This window comes from Mycobacterium sp. MFM001 (genome assembly GCF_003402475.1).
GTDB lineage: Bacteria > Actinomycetota > Actinomycetes > Mycobacteriales > Mycobacteriaceae > Mycobacterium.
The window spans coordinates 311,752-328,246 of sequence record NZ_BFAB01000002.1 but is presented as its reverse complement, the minus strand read 5'-3'; the positions used below and the strand labels follow the sequence as shown (position 1 = coordinate 328,246).

At 67.1% G+C, this 16,495-nt stretch carries 20 protein-coding genes; 7 read left to right on the top strand and 13 right to left on the bottom strand.

All coding sequences use genetic code 11. From position 1 onward, the window contains the following. Window positions 1-17: 17 nt before the first annotated feature. On the bottom strand, window positions 18-1,100 hold the full coding sequence (glpX, locus tag MFM001_RS05030; RefSeq protein ID WP_116374154.1) for a class II fructose-bisphosphatase: 1,083 nt from the start codon (window positions 1,098-1,100) through the stop codon (window positions 18-20). A gap of 54 nt (window positions 1,101-1,154) precedes the next feature. Between glpX and MFM001_RS05025 the strand changes: the two genes are divergently transcribed. Together MFM001_RS05025 and MFM001_RS05020 are read left to right on the top strand one after the other, a co-directional pair. Next, window positions 1,155-1,796 carry a DUF4245 domain-containing protein gene (locus MFM001_RS05025; RefSeq protein WP_116374153.1) on the top strand — a complete coding sequence of 214 codons (642 nt, stop codon included), beginning with the start codon at window positions 1,155-1,157 and terminating at the stop codon, window positions 1,794-1,796. Beyond that, window positions 1,793-2,590 carry a dienelactone hydrolase family protein gene (locus MFM001_RS05020; RefSeq protein ID WP_116374152.1) on the top strand — a complete coding sequence of 266 codons (798 nt, stop codon included), beginning with the start codon at window positions 1,793-1,795 and terminating at the stop codon, window positions 2,588-2,590. The genes MFM001_RS05025 and MFM001_RS05020 overlap by 4 nt, the downstream gene beginning before the upstream one ends. Here the strand turns inward: MFM001_RS05020 and MFM001_RS05015 are convergent. The 4 genes from MFM001_RS05015 to MFM001_RS05000 are packed head-to-tail and all read right to left on the bottom strand — an operon-like array spanning window position 2,571 to window position 6,321. Continuing rightward, window positions 2,571-3,662, bottom strand: coding sequence for an AI-2E family transporter (locus tag MFM001_RS05015; protein WP_116374151.1), 1,092 nt, complete (start codon window positions 3,660-3,662; stop codon window positions 2,571-2,573). The genes MFM001_RS05020 and MFM001_RS05015 overlap by 20 nt on opposite strands. A gap of 33 nt (window positions 3,663-3,695) precedes the next feature. After that, window positions 3,696-4,523, bottom strand: a complete 828-nt coding sequence (locus tag MFM001_RS05010) for an SDR family oxidoreductase (protein WP_116374150.1) — start codon at window positions 4,521-4,523, stop codon at window positions 3,696-3,698. Beyond that, window positions 4,520-5,275, bottom strand: coding sequence for an SDR family NAD(P)-dependent oxidoreductase (locus MFM001_RS05005; RefSeq protein ID WP_116374149.1), 756 nt, complete (start codon window positions 5,273-5,275; stop codon window positions 4,520-4,522). Before MFM001_RS05005 ends, MFM001_RS05010 begins: the two co-directional genes overlap by 4 nt. After that, a complete protein-coding gene (locus MFM001_RS05000; protein WP_116374148.1) occupies window positions 5,272-6,321 on the bottom strand; it encodes an NAD(P)-dependent oxidoreductase in 1,050 nt (349 codons plus the stop codon). Before MFM001_RS05000 ends, MFM001_RS05005 begins: the two co-directional genes overlap by 4 nt. Before the next feature lie 91 nt (window positions 6,322-6,412). Here MFM001_RS05000 and MFM001_RS04995 point away from each other — a divergent pair, with 91 nt between their 5' ends. Both MFM001_RS04995 and MFM001_RS04990 read left to right on the top strand, forming a co-directional pair. Next, on the top strand, window positions 6,413-6,691 hold the full coding sequence (locus MFM001_RS04995; protein WP_116374147.1) for a DUF1876 domain-containing protein: 279 nt from the start codon (window positions 6,413-6,415) through the stop codon (window positions 6,689-6,691). 4 nt (window positions 6,692-6,695) lie between these two features. Further along, the gene (locus MFM001_RS04990) at window positions 6,696-7,220 is read left to right on the top strand and encodes a 2'-5' RNA ligase family protein (protein WP_116374146.1); all 525 of its coding nucleotides are present in this window, start codon (window positions 6,696-6,698) and stop codon (window positions 7,218-7,220) included. 123 nt (window positions 7,221-7,343) lie between these two features. On the opposite strand, the gene MFM001_RS24750 is transcribed toward MFM001_RS04990, so the two are convergent. The 6 genes from MFM001_RS24750 to MFM001_RS04955 all read right to left on the bottom strand — a co-directional run bounded on the left by MFM001_RS24750 (window position 7,344) and on the right by MFM001_RS04955 (window position 12,305). Next, complete coding sequence (locus MFM001_RS24750) at window positions 7,344-7,898, bottom strand: DUF2510 domain-containing protein (protein ID WP_238158917.1); 555 nt, start codon at window positions 7,896-7,898, stop codon at window positions 7,344-7,346. A 638-nt stretch (window positions 7,899-8,536) separates the two neighbouring features. Continuing rightward, window positions 8,537-8,956, bottom strand: a complete 420-nt coding sequence (locus tag MFM001_RS04975; RefSeq protein ID WP_116374144.1) for a hypothetical protein — start codon at window positions 8,954-8,956, stop codon at window positions 8,537-8,539. 152 nt (window positions 8,957-9,108) lie between these two features. Further along, window positions 9,109-10,218 carry an NAD-dependent epimerase/dehydratase family protein gene (locus MFM001_RS04970; RefSeq protein WP_116374143.1) on the bottom strand — a complete coding sequence of 370 codons (1,110 nt, stop codon included), beginning with the start codon at window positions 10,216-10,218 and terminating at the stop codon, window positions 9,109-9,111. Window positions 10,219-10,280: 62 nt separating this feature from the next. Next, window positions 10,281-10,499: an exodeoxyribonuclease VII small subunit gene (locus MFM001_RS04965; protein WP_116374142.1), complete on the bottom strand. Its 219-nt coding sequence runs from the start codon at window positions 10,497-10,499 to the stop codon at window positions 10,281-10,283. Then, window positions 10,489-11,733, bottom strand: a complete 1,245-nt coding sequence (gene xseA / locus MFM001_RS04960; RefSeq protein WP_116374141.1) for an exodeoxyribonuclease VII large subunit — start codon at window positions 11,731-11,733, stop codon at window positions 10,489-10,491. The genes MFM001_RS04965 and xseA overlap by 11 nt, the downstream gene beginning before the upstream one ends. Further along, window positions 11,730-12,305 carry a lipid droplet-associated protein gene (locus MFM001_RS04955; RefSeq protein ID WP_116374140.1) on the bottom strand — a complete coding sequence of 192 codons (576 nt, stop codon included), beginning with the start codon at window positions 12,303-12,305 and terminating at the stop codon, window positions 11,730-11,732. The genes xseA and MFM001_RS04955 overlap by 4 nt, the downstream gene beginning before the upstream one ends. Window positions 12,306-12,380: 75 nt before the next feature. On the opposite strand from MFM001_RS04955, the gene MFM001_RS04950 reads away from it, so the two are divergent. Then, a complete protein-coding gene (locus MFM001_RS04950) occupies window positions 12,381-13,382 on the top strand; it encodes a 4-hydroxy-3-methylbut-2-enyl diphosphate reductase (RefSeq protein ID WP_116374139.1) in 1,002 nt (333 codons plus the stop codon). On the opposite strand, the gene MFM001_RS04945 is transcribed toward MFM001_RS04950, so the two are convergent. Continuing rightward, the gene (locus tag MFM001_RS04945) at window positions 13,383-14,375 is read right to left on the bottom strand and encodes a DUF6542 domain-containing protein (RefSeq protein ID WP_142760673.1); all 993 of its coding nucleotides are present in this window, start codon (window positions 14,373-14,375) and stop codon (window positions 13,383-13,385) included. A 118-nt stretch (window positions 14,376-14,493) separates the two neighbouring features. Here MFM001_RS04945 and ychF point away from each other — a divergent pair, with 118 nt between their 5' ends. Together ychF and MFM001_RS04935 are read left to right on the top strand one after the other, a co-directional pair. Further along, window positions 14,494-15,567 carry a redox-regulated ATPase YchF gene (gene ychF, locus MFM001_RS04940; protein WP_116374137.1) on the top strand — a complete coding sequence of 358 codons (1,074 nt, stop codon included), beginning with the start codon at window positions 14,494-14,496 and terminating at the stop codon, window positions 15,565-15,567. Window positions 15,568-15,688: 121 nt separating this feature from the next. Next, the gene (locus tag MFM001_RS04935) at window positions 15,689-16,042 is read left to right on the top strand and encodes a hypothetical protein (RefSeq protein WP_116374136.1); all 354 of its coding nucleotides are present in this window, start codon (window positions 15,689-15,691) and stop codon (window positions 16,040-16,042) included. Here MFM001_RS04935 and MFM001_RS04930 read toward each other — a convergent pair. Next, window positions 16,039-16,446 (bottom strand): hypothetical protein, encoded by a 408-nt coding sequence (locus MFM001_RS04930; RefSeq protein WP_142760672.1) that lies wholly within the window; start codon window positions 16,444-16,446, stop codon window positions 16,039-16,041. The genes MFM001_RS04935 and MFM001_RS04930 overlap by 4 nt on opposite strands. Window positions 16,447-16,495: the final 49 nt, after the last annotated feature.

Here is a 16,495-nt window from a genome sequence, read left to right as displayed (position 1 = left end):
CAGATCCTTACAGTCGGTTACGGAAGGGGGTATTGCGCGTTGGAGTCGCCGGTGAAGTCGATCGCGGAGTACTCGTTGAGCTTCGAAAGCCGGTGGTAGGCCTCGATCATCCGCACGGTGCCCGACTTCGAGCGCATCACGATCGACTGGGTGGTGCAGCCGCCGGGGTAGTAGCGCACCCCCTTGAGCAAATCACCGTCGGTGACACCGGTGGCGCAGAAGAACACGTTGTCGCCGGAGACCAGGTCTTCGGTGGTCAGCACCCGGTCCACGTCGTGGCCGGCGTCAATCGCCTTCTGCCGCTCGGCATCATCCTTCGGCGCGAGCCGGGCCTGGATCGCGCCACCCATGCATCGGATCGCCGCGGCGGCGATGATGCCCTCTGGGGTGCCGCCGATACCGGCCAGCATGTCGGTGCCGGAGTTCGGCCGGCACGCCGAGATCGCGCCGGCCACGTCGCCGTCGGTGATCAGCCGGATCCGCGCCCCGGTGGCGCGGACGTCGTCGATCAGCTGCGCGTGCCGCGGCCGCTCCAGGATGCACACCGTCATGTCGCGCACTGACAAGTCCTTGGCCTTGGCGACGGCGCGGATGTTGTCGGCGATCGGCGCGGTGATGTCGAGCACGTGGGCAGCTTCGGGGCCGACGGCGATCTTGTTCATGTAGAACACCGCCGACGGGTCGAACATCGCGCCGCGGTCGGCGACCGCCAGCACCGAGATGGCATTGGGCATGCCTTTGCTCATCAGCGTGGTGCCATCGATCGGGTCGACGGCGAAGTCGCAGTCCGGGCCGTCGCCGTTGCCGACCTCCTCGCCGTTGTAGAGCATCGGCGCGTGGTCCTTCTCGCCCTCGCCGATCACGACCACGCCGCGCATCGACACCGAGTTGACCAGTTCGCGCATGGCGTCGACGGCCGCGCCGTCGCCGCCCTCCTTGTCGCCGCGGCCCACCCAGCGACCCGCGGCCATGGCGCCGGCCTCGGTTACCCGCACGAGTTCCAGGGCCAGGTTGCGGTCTGGGGCTTCGCGACGTGAGGCGGCCGTTCGCGACGACGAGCCCGTGGGCGAGGAGGCAGCGGCGCGATGAGCTTGCGTCATGGCGCCGATTGTCCCAGAAGCAGGTCCGCGGCCTAAAGCTGGGATACTCGTGCTGTGACGACGCAGCCGCAGCCGACGCCCAAGCCGGCCAAGCCCCGGTTGCTGCAGGACGGCCGCGACATGTTCTGGTCGCTGGTGCCGCTGGTCGTCGCCTGCATCGTGCTTGCGGGCCTGGTCGGGATGTGCACCTTCGCGCCCGGCGCGAGCAACCGCGGACAGGTGCCGTCCTACGACGCGGCCGCCGCTTTGCGGGCCGACGCCCAGACGCTCGGCTTCCCGGTCCGGCTGCCCCGGCTGCCCGAGGGCTGGCAGGCGAATTCCGGCACCCGCAGCGGAGTCGAGGACGGCCGGACCGACCCGTCGACCGGTCAGCGGCTGCGGGCGGCGGTGTCGACCGTGGGCTACATCAGCCCGGCCGGCATGTATCTGAGCCTGAACCAGAGCAACGCCGACGAGGCCAAGCTGGTCGGCTCGATCCATCCGTCGATGTATCCCACCGGCACCGTCGACGTCGACGCCACCCATTGGATCGTCTATGAAGGCGACGGCGTCGAGCCGGTGTGGACCACCCGGCTCGACAGTGCCGCCGGCCCCGCCCAGATCGCGGTCACCGGTGCGGGCAGCGCCGCCGAATTCCGTACGCTGGCCGAGGCCACCCAGTCACAGCCGCCGTTACCGGCGAAAGGACAGCCATGACAGCACCCGAAGCAGACCTGGCCGGCTGGACTGCGGCGCCGTTCACCGGCGGCGGTTACACCCACGACGTCTACCGCAAGGGCGACGGACCCGGCGTCGTGCTGATCCCCGAAATACCGGGCATCCACCCCGGTGTGCTCGCGTTGGGTAATCACCTGGTGGACAACGGCTTCACGGTCGCGATCCCGTCGCTGTTCGGCGAGCCGGGCCGCACGGTGACGATCGGCTACGGGGTGTCCACGATCGCTCGGGCCTGTGTGGCAAGGGAATTCGCGGCGTTCGCAACCAACAAGAACCGGCCGGTGTCGCAATTCCTGCGAGCGCTGGCCCGCGACCTCAACGCGTCGACCCCGGGCAAGGGCGTCGGCGTGATCGGTCAGTGCTTCACCGGCGGTTTCGCGCTGGCCGCCGCCGTCGACGAGAGCGTCCTGGCGCCGGTGCTGAGCCAGCCGTCGCTGCCGATCCCGCTGTCCCCGGCGCAGCGCCGCGACCCCGGGGTTTCCCGACTCGAACTCGATGTGGTCGCCGAACGCGCCGCCAACGAGGGCCTGTGCGCAATGGGCCTACGCTTCAGCGAGGACTGGATGTCACCACGCGACCGCTTCACCACGCTCAAGCAGCGACTCGGCGACGCGTTCGAGGTGATCGAAATCCCTTCCGGCGCAGGCAACGAGCACGGCTTCTCAAAGATGGCGCACTCGGTGCTCACCGACGAGGTCCGCGAGGTCGAGGGGCATCCGGCTTACGAGGCCCGCAAGCGGGTGGTCGAGTTCCTCACTGCGCGTCTGACGTAGCCGGCTCTTCCTCGTCGTCGCCTCGGTACGCCGCGAGGTAGACCTCGATCGTGGTGACGACGACGATCATCAGCACCGGCCCGATGACGATGCCCCATGGCCCGAACATCGCGATCCCCGCGAACACCGCGAGCAGCATCAGTGCGGGATTGAGCCGGGCATCGCGCGGCACCAGGACCGGACGCAAGAAGTTGTCCAGGTTGGTCACCACGATCAGGTGCCACAGCACCACGAACGCACCGCCAAAGATGTTGCCGAAAAACATCATCCCGATCCCGAACGGGATCGTGACGATCCCGCCGCCCAGCGGGATGATCGACAGCGCGGTCAACAGGATCGCGAAAATGAAGAAGCCGTGGTGGAATCCGGCGATGTAGATCGATGCGGCCCCGGCCACGCCCTGGCACAGCGCGATGACGAACTGCCCGCTGACCGTGCCGCGCACCATCGAACCCATCTTGCGCAGGTACAGATCGGTGACTTCTTCGCCGAGCGGATTGAGCCGGCGGATCAACGTGGTCAGCTTTTCGCGATGCGTCAGCAACGCGACAAACACGTACAAGAAGATGATCGCCGACGTGACCGCACCGAAAACGTTTCCGGCAGTGTCCTGTAGGACGTGCAGGAACCATTGGCCGGCCTTCTGCGCGACCGTCGCCATCGCCTTCCGCAACGACTCCGCGGTGACCGTCGTGTGCACGAAGGGCACCCGCGCCAGCAGGTCGTTGACGATGTGCAAACCCTTGTCGCCCAGCTTGTTCAGATCGGTGCGCTGGACCCACTCGGCCACGTGGACGACCATCCGGGAAATCTGCGCGATCGCCAGCAGCACCACCAGGGCAAACGGAACGATGACGGTCAGCAGCGCCACCAGCAACGTGCAGGTAGCCGCCAGACCGGTGGACAGCCGCCGGTCGAACCACTGGAAAAGCGGTGTGAACAAATACGCCCCGACGGCTGCGACCACGATCAGCACGAAATAACTGCGCAGGAAGTACGCCGCGAACGCACACGCGACAACCGTAAAGACGGCCAGCGCGCGTTTCTGGCTGGGCGTGAATTCGATATCCATCACCCGCCCTCCACGTCGGTCCCGACGTGAACGTTAGCGCTGGGCGGCCGATCTGGCGGCTTGGCGCGCCCGTTGTGCGCTGATGAATCGGATCGACAAGCGTTGCAGCAGACTCGGCGCCAGCCGCGCGAACAGCCACGAGGCGTACGCGCGCCTCGGCACCACCAGCAACGCCTTGTTGCGCTCGATCGCCTTCAACGTGTCACGGGCCAGCCGGTCGGGGTCGTAGGCGGACTTCATGCCCTGTCCGCGCAGGTAGTAGTCGCGGCCGACGAACCCGCCGATTGCGCCTTTGTCCAGGATCGGTGTCTCGACGGCGGCCGGGCAGATCGCCAGCACGCCCACTCCGCGGGACACCGCCTCCGAGCGCAGCGCCAGCGACAGCCCGACGACGGCGTGCTTGGTCATCACGTAGCTGGTGATCTGCCCGGCCGCGGTCAGCCCCGCCATCGAGGCGGTGTTGACGATGTGGCCGTGGCCCTGGCGCAGCATCACCGGGTACGCGGCGGCCACCCCGTGCACCACACCGCGGATGTTGACGTCGATGATCGCGTTCCACTGATCCAGCGACAGCAGTTCGGTGTCGCCGCCCCAGGCGATGCCGGCGTTGTTGAACATCAGGTCCAGCCGGCCCGCACGGGCGACGACGTCGTCGACGGTGGCCTGCACGGCGGCCGGATCGGTGACGTCGAGAACCGCGGAGCGGGCGTTGCGCAGGCCCGCAACGGTTTTCGCGGCGGCATCGCCGTCGATGTCGGTGCACACGACGTCAGCCCCGGCGGCTACCAGTGCCCGGCACAGCGCTGCGCCGATACCGGAGCCGCCGCCGGTGACGATCGCCTGCTTTCCGGCGAAACTCATTGCTGCCCAGCCAGCTTCATCACGTGTCCGTAGACGTCGGGATAGCGCTTGAGGTGTGCGCCGCCATTGAGGTCGAGCACCTCACCGGTCAGCCACGGCGCCTTGCACATGAACACCACCGCGTCGGCGACTTCTTCAGCTGTACCGCCGCGGCCCAGCGCAGTGTTCTCCAGGTAATCGTCGAGCACGCCGGGGATTTGGGTTACAGGCTCGGTGAGCGGGGTGTGCACGAACCCTGGTGCGACGGCGTTGACCCGGATGCCGCGCGGGCCCAGTTCGAGGGCGGCGACTTGGGTCAGCATCGACAGCCCGGCCTTGGCCGCGCAGTAGGCGCTCATCGCCGCGGCCGGTTGCCGGGCGTTGAGCGAACTCAACGACACCAGCGCGCCACCGTCGCGCAGTTGCGGCGCAGCGTGTTTGATCACGATGAAGGCACCGGTGAGGCAGACGTCGAGCACCGACCGGAAGTCCTCGACGGCCAGGTCGGTGATCAGCCCGACCCCGCCGAATCCTGCGGTGTTGACGACGGCGTCGAGCGCGCCGGCTTCGGCGAATAGCAGCCGCACCGAGTCTTCGTCCGTGACTTCGACATTCGCCGCCACGTGTGGATCACCGAGTTCGGCGGCGACGGCCTGTGCCCCCTCGGTGTTGCGGTCGGCGACGGTGACGCGATAGCCGTCGGCGGCCAGTGCATGCGCAACCGCGCGGCCGATGCCGGATGCGCCGCCGACGACAACAGCGTTACGCGTCATCGGTGGCTGCCCCATTTGGCGGTGATGACGCCCCACGGGTCGGCGTAGCGGCCGGGGTAGCGGTAGTAGGGCGAGCGGCGTTTGAGCAGCTCGTGTGCCAGCGGAGCCGCCAGCCGCGCCGGGTAGCGTCGCCAGCCCATCCGTTCGGCGGAGTCGATCAGCAGCTGTGGCCACGAAATACGTTGGAAGTCAAGCACTTCCTGCGACCGCGTGGTGTCCATCCAGTCGGTGGCAAACCAGTCGTCGTCGCTGTCGGGATTTCCCTTGCGGCCCGTGGGTATTCCGCCGACCAGTCCCATCGCCGCCGCGGCGGCCGGGGCGAGGTCGCCTTGCAGCCGGCGGTGCGAGTCGTCGCCGCCGATCAGTAGCGTCTCGCCGACCGCGGGCGCGGTAGTGGCCGCGGCGAACGCGCGGGCGACGTCACGCACTTCGACCGTTTGGATGCGGCCGTCGATCGGCAGCGACGCCTCGAAGTAGATGGTGTCGAGGTCGACGTCGAATCGCGGCTCGGCGGTGAGCACGCCGCCCAGTCGCAGGATCACGAAGTCGAGCCCGGAGTCGCGCACCAGCTGCTCGGCTTCCATCTTGTGGGTGCCGTAGATGTCCGACGGCCGCAGCGGCGTGTCGGCGGTCAGCAGGTCGGTGGTGCGGTGAGGGTTGCGGGCACCGTAGGCGGCCACACTCGACGCTTGGACGAATCGCGGCGGCGATCCTAATCCCTTGGCGGACTTGAGCAATAGGCCGGTGGCATCGACATTCACGGCGCGGGCCAGCGGCGGCCGGGCGTAGCACAGCGGCGGGATGATTGCGGCCAGGTGGATGATCGCCGCGGGGTTCACTGCTTGGAGCAGTGCGTCGACGGCCGTCGGGTCGGTCAGATCGGCCCAACGCACCTCGACGGCGTCGGGCAGCTTCTCGGCTGCCTTGTGGTTGGCGGGTACGTCGAGGTCGGTGGCGACGACGTGGCGGCCCTGGTCAACCAGCCGTCGCACCGTGGCGGAGCCGACGAGCCCGAACGCACCGGTGACCAACACAGTCTCATTCATGGCGCATTACGCTACAGGTCGAAGCGAAAATGATCAGCACTCGCGCCTCAGGACCCGGCAGTGGCAGGCTAGTCACCGGAAGGTGATGGCAATGTACGACCGCAATTTGGACTACAACTGGCACGTCGACATCGAGTTCGACGAGGACGACACCCATACGCACGCCACGGTTCGCGCACAACGCGGTGACGGCAAGACGATGACCACCCTGGGCGACGCCTACCGGCACCCCGGGGACGCCAGCCAGCCGATGATCGGCGAGGAGATCGCCGCCGCCCGGGGGCTGATCGCGTTGGGCACCGAGCTGCTGCAGGACGCCTCGCTGCGGATCGAGCACGTCACGCACCAGCCGGTCCACCTCTACCGCTGACTCCGTGGCACTGGCGGTTTGCCTGCTCTTCGACCGGCGATCCGAGCGGGCGATCCGCGGGTTGTGGGATCGCATCGAAGACCGGGGCGTGCCGAGTCTGCGCTCGCACACCCACGGCCGTCACGTGCCGCACGTGTCCTATGCGGTCCTGCGGAGTTGGGATCAGCCCGCCGTGACGGCGGCACTCGCAGCATTAAGCGACGGCGGCCCAGTGGAACTCAGCTTCGACGGTGTCGGGCTGTTCCGGCGGGGCCGGACGTGGTTGGTGGCCGGGGTGAGCGCGGATTTCGTTGCGCGCCAAGCGCGAGTCGTCGACGCCGTCTCCGCCGCTGGCGCGGAACTCCACAAGCACTACGTGCCGGGAATCTGGCTGCCGCACTGCTCGCTGGCGCCGCGCGCGATGCTGGCGCAGCTACCGGAGGTGGTGGGCGCTGTGTTGGACGTGTTGCCGCTGCGAGCGCGGCTGGACCGCGCCGCACTGGTCAACAGCGCGACGGGTGAGGTCTGCCCGCTGCCGTCGCTGCCGTGACCGCCGCCCGGTCAGATGCCGGTGATCCAACGCGGTGAACGGCCAGCACACCACGACCACGGTCGAGGATCATGTTGCGGTGAGCCAAGGTGGCGGGAATCGCCGCGAATCTCATCACCGCGTTTACGCTGCGGGCGGAGCGGTAGTGTCCGTCCATCGTGTTCCGTCCCAATACCGTTGCAACTGTGCATTATTCGGGTCGGGATACCAGCCTGCCGGAACAGACGGGGGCGACGAGGGCTGCTGATGTCCGTTATGCTCGGCAAGTTGTCGGCTGGCCATGTTCAGCGCGGTCGCGAACTGCCTCGCGGAGCTGTCCGCGTTGCCACCGTACTTTGCACTCACAGTCTTGATGATTGCCGTATTCGGCCCTTCCACGATGAGGTGGACTTGGCGGTTATCCTTGGTCTCGGTCGTTATCCTCCCCATCCCGCCAGCCATATATCCTCCCACGTCGGAGGTTACGCCTCCGCTGTTCTCGACCCGTGCCGTGAGCCCCGCGAGAGGATGGCGCGGCGCATTGTCTTTGTAGCCCTCGATCAGTTCCGTCTGGGTCATGCGTATGCCGGCCCAGTCGGCGATCACCCCATCCCTAGCGTTCGCCTTGCTAGCACGAATTCGATAGACAACAACAAAGACAATCACCGCGACGAACATGAGAAATAAAAGTGACAACATGATTAGTTCCTTCCTCAGTTCAACGGGGGCATAGGCTGCCCGCTCATCAGACTGTCAATGCATTGGGCATGCCTGGTGGCCGATTGGAACATGGCGCAACGTGGATCATTCGGGTCGACCACCGCTGGCCCCGCCGCCGGGCCAAGGCAAGTAGGGATAACGCTTTGCCCGTGCAGATTCATGATGCAGCTAAGGCACGCCTGAGTTGATGTGGTGGGCTGGTCCCCCGTACCGCACGGGTAGTTGGCGAGGGCTACCGGGGTGGGCGCGACGCCCACGCCCCCCGCGACCAGTAGTGCGGCGAACAGTAGTTTTCTCATGGTTCAGCCTTACTGGTAGTTGCTGTGGTCGCAGGGCAGCACGGGCTGCTGCGTCCCGAATGGTTGGTTCCGCAGGTCCTTGCACGGCGGGCAACTGTTGTACCAATGACTGTTGCAGTTGTCGGCGTTCGCGGGCGCGAACTGGTTCGGATCGTATGGACCTGACGGGTCGTAGCATTCGACGTTGTGCGGGCCTGGTCCCGTGCACGACGACGGAGTGGCCGTTGCTGGCGGCGTCGGAATGACCAGCAACGGTGCGAGCGCTATGGCAGCCGCCGCTGCGAGGGCTAGTGGTTTGAATTTCATTGTCTTCCTTTCCTATGCGCCGCAGTCGTAACTGTTGGCCTTGGAGCCGTTGATCACCTTGCAGAACGGGAAGCCCTGGTCCGCGCCTGCAACGCTCAGGGTCAGGCCGCGGCCACCGTCGACGAGAGTGGCTGTGGCGTAGCCACCGTCGGGCTGATTGCCGTAGGCGGTGGTATCGGGCTGCGACGGTGGACCTTGCACGTAGGTGAAACGGAAGGTCAGCGTGCGCGAACCGGTGACCTCGGCAGCGCTGCCGTTGGCATCGATGGTCAAACTCTCGCCATGTGCCTGCCACTGGCCGACGAACGGGCCACCGGCCTCTGCGAACGGTCGTCCCAGGGCGGCCTGGTCTCCTGGGTCTGCCCGCACCAAGGGAGCGCAGGCTATGGCCGCCGCCAGCACGGCGGGCACCACCATCAGCTTCTTTTTCATCTGCTTACCCTGTAAGGCAGCGCTAGCTGTACGTTGCGACAGCAGGTTTGCCCTGGGCGCAAGTGTGTGCCCTCGTTGAGCCACACCGCACGAGTAGTCGACTACTCCAATTCAGCCAAAAGGCTGCTCTTGATTCGAGCTGCCGTGAGGGGCTACTCCGGCGGCGGTGCAGCGACGACGGACGCCAGCTGGGGTTGGCTGGCGGCCTTGACCTTCTCGAACAGCTCGCAGTAGTAGGGCAGGCAGTCGGTCATCGCCTGCTCGGTGGTGAACAGCGGCTTGTAGCCCAAGTCGCGCTGCGCCTTGGCGACCGAGAAGTAGTTGTCGAGGTAAAGCCGTTCGACCGCAAGGGGTTCCAGCGGCGGCTGGGGCAGCCCGAACTTGAAGTGCAGTCGCTGCCATAGCGACATCACGTCACGCACCAATCGGCCCGAAACTCGCACGCGGGGCCAATGCACGCCGCACTCCTCGACGATCGGCCTTGCGAACTCGAACATGTTGATCGGCTCGGCGTCGTTGATGAAGTAGGCCTGGCCGGGCGCGGTGCCGCCCGGCACCAGGTGTTCGGCGGCCAGGATGAAGCCGTGAATCAAGTTGTGCACGTATGAGTTATCCAATTTGGCGTTCTTGCTGCCGATGAGCACCTTGACGTGGCCGGCGACAACGCTTTCGAACAGCTTGCGAAACATCGTCTGGTCGCCGCGGCCCCAGATGCCGCTGGGCCGGATCGAACAGGTCAATAACCCGTCAATCCCGTTCTGCGACAACACGAACTTCTCGGCGACGACCTTGGTTTCGGTGTAGAGGTCGTTGAACCGGTCGGTGTAGGGCAGGGTTTCGTCGCCGTTGGCAATGCGCTGGCCGCCCATCACCACGCTGTTGGACGCGGTGTAGACGAACCGTTTGGTCCCGGCCTTCTGCGCGGCGTGTACCAGGTTCTTGGTGCCGTCGACGTTGACTGCGAAGCTGCGGCGGCGGTACTCGTCGGTGACCGACGCGCCGCCCATCAACTCGATGATCGCCGCGGTGTGAAACACCGTGTCGATCCCGTCGACCGCAGCAGCGACGATCGCCGGATCGCAGATGTCGCCCTGCAGCACCTCCAGCCCCGGCTGCGCCGCCAGTGGCGACGGCGCCCGGTCGAATGAGCGCACCTGGTAGCCGCGGTCGAGCAGCGTGGTCACCAGGTTGGCGCCGACGAACCCGGAGCCCCCCGTGACCAGGACGCGGCCGAGTTCAGTGGTCAGCGATGCATCACCCATTCGGCCAGCATAACTGAAACGTGTTCCAGTTCGGTACTGAAATCGTCGAACTGGTCGCCTGGTCAGCTATCGTCGGCGTCACCGGCAGCCAACGCGTCGGCTACTCGCTTGCGAGCTCCAGCTAAGTGCTCTTCACAGCGTTTAGCCAGCTGTTCGCCTCTTTCCCACAGCTTCAGCGACGCATCGAGGTCCAGCCCGCCCTGCTCCAGCAGCCTCACGACCTCGATCAGCTCGTCGCGGCAATCCTCGTACCCGAGTTCACTAACGGGCCTAGTCTCCATCGGTAGGTCCTTCGCTCGTCGCCGCCACTGCGCCGTCGCCGACCCGCACCCGCAACCGGGTCCCGGCCGGCGCGTCGTCCACCGACCGAAGCACGGAAGCAGGGCCAGAGGACGGAATCGTCTGCACCACGGCGTAGCCGCGGGCCAACGTGGCCGCCGGGCCCAGCGTCGCCAGCCTTGCGGCCAGATGGCCCACGCGGTCGCCCTCGGCACCGATCAGCCGGGTGATGTCGCGCCGCACCGCGGACCGGGCGCGGTGGATCTCGTCGGCGCGCACCTGTAGAGCGGCCAGCGGCTCGGCCAGCACCGGGCGACTGCGCAACGAAGCCAGCGCCCGTTCTTCGCGGGATACCCAGTTGCGCAGTGCTTGGGCGCTGCGGCGCCGCAAGTCGTCGATCAGATGCTGTTCGGCCGCGGTATCCGGCACGATCTTCTTGGCCGCATCGGTCGGGGTGGCGGCGCGCAGGTCGGCGACCAAGTCGCACAACGGATTATCGGGTTCGTGGCCCACTGCGCTGACCACCGGCGTGCGACACGCCGCGATCGCGCGGCACAGTGTCTCGTCGGAAAACGGCAGTAGATCCTCGACGCTGCCGCCGCCGCGAGCCACCACAATGACGTCGACGCCCGGATCGGCGTCCAATTCGCCCAGCGCCTCGACAATCTGGGCCAGCGCGTTGGGTCCCTGCACCGCGGTGTTGCGCACCGCAAACCGCACCGCGGGCCAGCGCGCGGCGGCCACCGTCGTCACGTCGTGCTCGGCGGCGCTGGCCCGGCCGGTGATGAGTCCAATAACGTTGGGCAGGAAAGGAATCGGCCGCCGCAGCCGCGGATCGAAGAGTCCTTCGGCGTCCAGCAGCTGGCGCAGGCGCTCGATGCGCGCCAGCAGCTCGCCGATACCGACCGCGCGAATTTCACTGAGCCGCAACGAGAATGTGCCGCGCCCGGTGTAGAAGGTGGGCTTGCCGCACACCACCACCTGGGTGCCCTCGGCCAGTTTGACCGGCGCGCCCAGCACCAGATCACGCGGGCACGTCACCGTCAGCGACATGTCGGCGGCCGGGTCGCGCAGCACCATGAACACCGTCTTGGAGTCCGGCCGGATGTTGATCTGGGTCAGCTGACCTTCGACCCACACGGTGCCCAGCTTGTCGATCCAGCCCGCGACCCGGACGGCCACCGCGCGTACCGGGAACGGGTTCTCGGCTGAATTCGGTTGCGCGGCTTGGGTCACTTCGCGGTCGCGCGGGTGATCCTGTTGGCCAGCAGCGTCTGGAACGGCGCGCGCGCCCGGGTGGCCTCCTCATAGGCCAGCAATGCCTCGAGCTCGTCGACATCCAACGTGTTGAGCCGGGCCCGCAGCTGCGCCAGGGTCAGCGTTTCGTAGTCGAGTTCCTTGGCCACCGGCGGCGCGGGCGCGTCGGCCGTCGGCTTCTTCTTGGCGGGCCGGACCGGCGTGGTCGGTGGATCGGCCGGCGCATCGGATGTCGAGTAGAGCGCGAACCGCCCCTCGGCGCGGCGCTCGTTGTCGGAGGCGTCGACGGCCGGCGCCTGCTCCTCCATGTCCTCGTCGAACGTCGCCCACTCCGGCTGTTCGTCCTTCGGCGGGAAGATCGTCTCGAGGGTGGCGTCGCCCTTGATCACCAGATCGGCCATGTTCTGCTGGAAGCGCATCACGATGTGCGCGGCCTGGCTGGCCAATGTCATCGGGTACATCAGGATGGTTTTCGGCAGCTTCATCGTCTCCTCGACGGCGACGGTCGCCGCCCCCACCAGCAGCCGAACCCCATACGGTGCAGTAGCCATGCGTCCCAGCCTGCCTTAAGCAGCGGTCAAGTCCAAGCTGGCGGCGCCATGTCGACGGAAAGTACCCTGGTTGGCATGCCTCCGACCGTCAACATGGGGATTCCGGGCGCGTCCGGCTCGGTGGTGGAGCCCGCCACCGGCAAGCGCGTGCTGCTGGCCGAGCCCCGCGGATATTGCGCCGGCGTCGACCGCGCCGTCGAGACGGTCGAGCGCGCGCTGGAGAAGCACGGCCCGCCGGTCTATGTCCGCCATGAGATCGTGCACAACCGGCATGTGGTGGAGACGCTGGCCAAGGCGGGCGCGGTGTTCGTCGACGAGACCGACGAGGTGCCCGAGGGCGCGATCGTGGTGTTCTCCGCGCACGGTGTGGCGCCGAGCGTGCACACATCTGCCGCCGAACGCAGCCTCCAGGTGATCGACGCCACCTGCCCGCTTGTTACCAAGGTGCACAACGAGGCCAAACGCTTCGCCCGCGACGACTACGACATCCTGCTGATCGGCCATGAGGGTCACGAGGAGGTCGTCGGCACCGCCGGCGAGGCGCCCGACCATGTGCAGCTGGTCGACGGGCCAGCCGCCGTCGAGCAGGTCACGGTCCGCGACGAGAACAAGGTCATCTGGCTCTCGCAGACCACGCTGAGCGTCGACGAGACCATGGAGACCGTGCAGCGGCTGCGGGAGCGTTTCCCGAAGCTGCAGGACCCGCCCAGCGACGACATCTGCTACGCCACCCAAAACCGCCAGGTGGCGGTCAAGGCGATGGCGCCGGAGTGCGAGCTGGTGATCGTGGTCGGCTCGGCCAACTCGTCGAACTCGGTGCGGCTGGTCGAGGTGGCACTGGGCGCCGGTTCTCGCGCCGCTCACCTCGTGGACTGCGCCGACGACATCGACCCGGCCTGGCTGGACGACGTCACCACGGTCGGCGTCACGTCCGGAGCGTCGGTGCCCGAGATCCTGGTGCGCGGCGTCCTGGAGCGGCTGGCCGAACACGGCTACGACGTGGTGCAGCCGGTGACGACGGCCAACGAGACGCTGGTGTTCGCGCTGCCGCGGGAAATCCGGCCCGCGCGTTCTTAGCTATTGCTCGCGCGGGGGCGAGTTCCGGTAGCGAACCCGTGAGATCGGGTGATGTGTCGCCGTGGCGCCTGTCGGGGCTGGCCGGCGGCGCGGGGGCTCGGCGGGTTTGGCCGGCTCGTACGGCTCGACGGGGTCATAGGGGTCGAAGCGACTGCTGCGGCGGGTGGCCGCCCCGCTGCGACGCACATGCGGGTCCCGACGGATCTCGCGTGGCGGCCGGTCGCGCAGGTCCGGGTCGCGCGGCGTCCTGGTCCTCCGCGGCGAGTCGGGTGAATCGGCATCCCGGGCTGACGGGGCTGGGCGCCGACGACGGGGACGTTCGACCGCGGGCTCGTCATCCAGGGGCGGTCGTACATGCCGGGAGCGAGAAGCGGCCGGTCGCCTGGCAGATGCTTGCCGCGATCTGGTCGAACGCTCGCTGCGCCGTGCTCGAGTCCTCGCCGTCTTGCCGGTGTGCTCGGGCTTGGCGGAGTCACGCCCGAGCAGCGATACCAGCTTCGCGACGATGCCGCCCTTGTCCTCGCCGGCCGTGTCGGCTTCGCCCGTCGCCGCCGAGCGCGCCCCCATACCCAGATACCAGCGGACCATCCCGATCAGCAGGACGGCGGCCGAGGTGAACAGCATCAGCGGGAAACGCTCGATCAGCGGATAGCCGCAGTTGATCAGCAGGTCCTTCAGCCCGGTGATCTTGGCGCCGTGGAACAGCCAGTACGCTCCGGGCACCGCGCAGAACAGGATCAGCGGCGGCTGGATGACCGCGGTGAAGACGCCGGCTTGCCGCACCGCCAGCACTGCCGCCAGGCAGCCCACGACGTAGAGAGCGGAGAAGACGCCGGTCAGCTCCTTGTTGCCCGATCCGGCGTCGAACGCGAAGCCCGCCGCGGTGGCGGTCACGCCGATCACGACCGCTGCCCACCATGGGACACCGGGCATGCTGGGAAAGATCGAGCGATGGTCTGCCGTCACCGCCGACCTCGCCCGCTGTGCTGACACACGTCGACCGTACCGGCTCAGCGCCGAAAGGCGCGTAAAGACCTGCCTTTGGACTTGCGGGGTGATCCGCTTCGCCCGGCTTCGCCGCGCTTGCGATCACCCCTACACTTGGCTCCCTGTGAGCTTGAGCCTGGGGATCGTGGGTTTGCCCAACGTCGGCAAGTCGACGCTGTTCAACGCGTTGACCAAAAACGACGTGGTGGCCGCCAACTACCCGTTCGCGACCATCGAACCCAATGAGGGCGTCGTTCCGCTGCCCGATCCCCGGTTACCCAAGCTGGCCGAGATGTTCGATTCGGAGCGGATCGTGCCGGCGCCGGTGACGTTCGTCGACATCGCCGGGCTGGTCGCGGGCGCTTCCGAAGGCGCCGGGCTGGGCAACAAGTTCCTGGCCAACATCCGCGAGTGTGACGCGATTTGCCAAGTGGTGCGGGTCTTTTCGGACGACGACGTGGCTCACGTCGCCGGCGAGGTCGACCCCAAATCCGACATCGAAGTCATCGAGACCGAGTTGATCCTGGCCGATCTGCAAACGCTGGAACGCGCCGTGCCGCGGCTGGAGAAGGAAGCCCGCAACAGCAAGGACCGCAAACCGGTCCACGAGGCCGCGGTGGCCGCCCAGCAGATTCTTGACGGCGGAAAGACGCTTTTCGCGGCGGGCCTGGACGCCTCGCTGCTGCGCGAGCTGAACCTGCTGACCACCAAGCCATTCCTGTATGTGTTCAATGCCGACGAAGCGGTGCTGACGGACGCCGCGCGGGTCGCCGCGCTGCGCGAGCTCGTGGCGCCCGCCGATGCGGTGTTCCTGGACGCCAAGGTCGAAGCGGAACTGGCCGAGCTCGACGACGAGTCGGCCGCCGAGCTGCTGGAGTCCATCGGGCAGACCGAACGCGGCCTCGACGCGCTAGCCCGGGCCGGCTTTCACACCCTGAAGCTGCAGACCTTTCTGACGGCCGGGCCCAAGGAGGCGCGGGCGTGGGTCATTCACCAGGGCGACGCCGCGCCGAAGGCGGCCGGGGTGATCCACTCCGACTTCGAAAAGGGTTTCATCAAGGCCGAAATCGTGTCCTACGACGACCTGGTCGCCGCGGGATCGATGGCCGCCGCCAAAGCCGCCGGCAAGGTGCGCATGGAGGGCAAGGACTACGTGATGGCCGACGGCGACGTGGTCGAGTTCCGCTTCAACGTCTAGGCGCCGAGCGTGGGGGATATGCACGCGGTCGTCGGGTTTTTCGTACATAAGCCCCACGCTCGATGTAGACGGCCGGCCCGAACGCCTAGCGGCGAAGTCGCCTGCCGACCATTCTTGGGAGATGGCGACTCTAAAGCGAACGAAACCGGTGGCGCGGTGGTCGATAAGAGTGCTGTTGGTTTTGTCTGCTCTCGGACTGGCCGGTGGCATCGCGCATGCGGCCCCAAGCCATCACTGGTGCCCGGGCAATCCATGGGATCCGAGCTGGGGTACGGCCTACGACTGGGACTGGGGTCAATGCCACGACTGGCAAGGCGCCGCCGGTCCGGCGGGCTTCGGGCCCTGGGGACCCCCGCCGACGTGGGCACCCCCGCAGCCACCTCCACCGCCGTGGGCGCCTGGGGCTCATGTGATGTGGAAGACCGATGACAACGCGTGGGGCTTCTGGAACAACAAGGTATGGACGCCGATCTAGCCACGGCTTCCGTGCTCGGGGATGGTCCGCGGATCGGACTGCTCGACCTCTTCGTCGAACCGCCCTCGCGCCTTCATCTCCTCCCACACCGGTCCGGCAACCGCGGCGATCCGCGTCGGCCATCCCGAAGCGATCAGTTCCTCGGTGCCCATCAATCGAGTGGTCGCGAGCGACTCGATCAGCAGGGCCTGAAGGCCTTCCAGCTGCCGAACTTCCTTGGGCGACAACGTGCTCCAGGCGCGCCACTCCCGTGTGACCTTGTCACTGATGTAGTCGAAGAACAGGTTGTAATAGCAGCAGGGGTCCGACCGCACTCCGTCATCGCCGTCGGCGAGTAACTCCACGGCCTCCATGACCCGATTGCGTAATCGCTGTTCAAGGAGCCGCTTACTGGGGTGATCCACGATCGAATCGTAGAGACCCGCGCACGTAGCAACGTGTAGCACACTTCGC

Excerpts from the sequence above, each read along its gene's own strand:
- MFM001_RS04975 (WP_116374144.1), bottom strand. The coding sequence starts at position 8,956 with ATGAAAAAGAAGCTGATGGTGGTGCCCGCCGTGCTGGCGGCGGCCATA.
- MFM001_RS05000 (WP_116374148.1), bottom strand. The coding sequence starts at position 6,321 with ATGAATGAGACTGTGTTGGTCACCGGTGCGTTCGGGCTCGTCGGCTCC.
- MFM001_RS05010 (WP_116374150.1), bottom strand. The coding sequence starts at position 4,523 with ATGAGTTTCGCCGGAAAGCAGGCGATCGTCACCGGCGGCGGCTCCGGT.
- MFM001_RS04935 (WP_116374136.1), top strand. The coding sequence starts at position 15,689 with ATGGCGACTCTAAAGCGAACGAAACCGGTGGCGCGGTGGTCGATAAGA.
- MFM001_RS05020 (WP_116374152.1), top strand. The coding sequence starts at position 1,793 with ATGACAGCACCCGAAGCAGACCTGGCCGGCTGGACTGCGGCGCCGTTC.
- MFM001_RS04995 (WP_116374147.1), top strand. The coding sequence starts at position 6,413 with ATGTACGACCGCAATTTGGACTACAACTGGCACGTCGACATCGAGTTC.
- MFM001_RS04970 (WP_116374143.1), bottom strand. The coding sequence starts at position 10,218 with ATGGGTGATGCATCGCTGACCACTGAACTCGGCCGCGTCCTGGTCACG.
- MFM001_RS24750 (WP_238158917.1), bottom strand. The coding sequence starts at position 7,898 with ATGTTGTCACTTTTATTTCTCATGTTCGTCGCGGTGATTGTCTTTGTT.
- glpX (WP_116374154.1), bottom strand. The coding sequence starts at position 1,100 with ATGACGCAAGCTCATCGCGCCGCTGCCTCCTCGCCCACGGGCTCGTCG.
- MFM001_RS04955 (WP_116374140.1), bottom strand. The coding sequence starts at position 12,305 with ATGGCTACTGCACCGTATGGGGTTCGGCTGCTGGTGGGGGCGGCGACC.
- MFM001_RS05005 (WP_116374149.1), bottom strand. The coding sequence starts at position 5,275 with ATGACGCGTAACGCTGTTGTCGTCGGCGGCGCATCCGGCATCGGCCGC.
- MFM001_RS04965 (WP_116374142.1), bottom strand. The coding sequence starts at position 10,499 with ATGGAGACTAGGCCCGTTAGTGAACTCGGGTACGAGGATTGCCGCGAC.
- MFM001_RS05015 (WP_116374151.1), bottom strand. The coding sequence starts at position 3,662 with ATGGATATCGAATTCACGCCCAGCCAGAAACGCGCGCTGGCCGTCTTT.
- MFM001_RS04950 (WP_116374139.1), top strand. The coding sequence starts at position 12,381 with ATGCCTCCGACCGTCAACATGGGGATTCCGGGCGCGTCCGGCTCGGTG.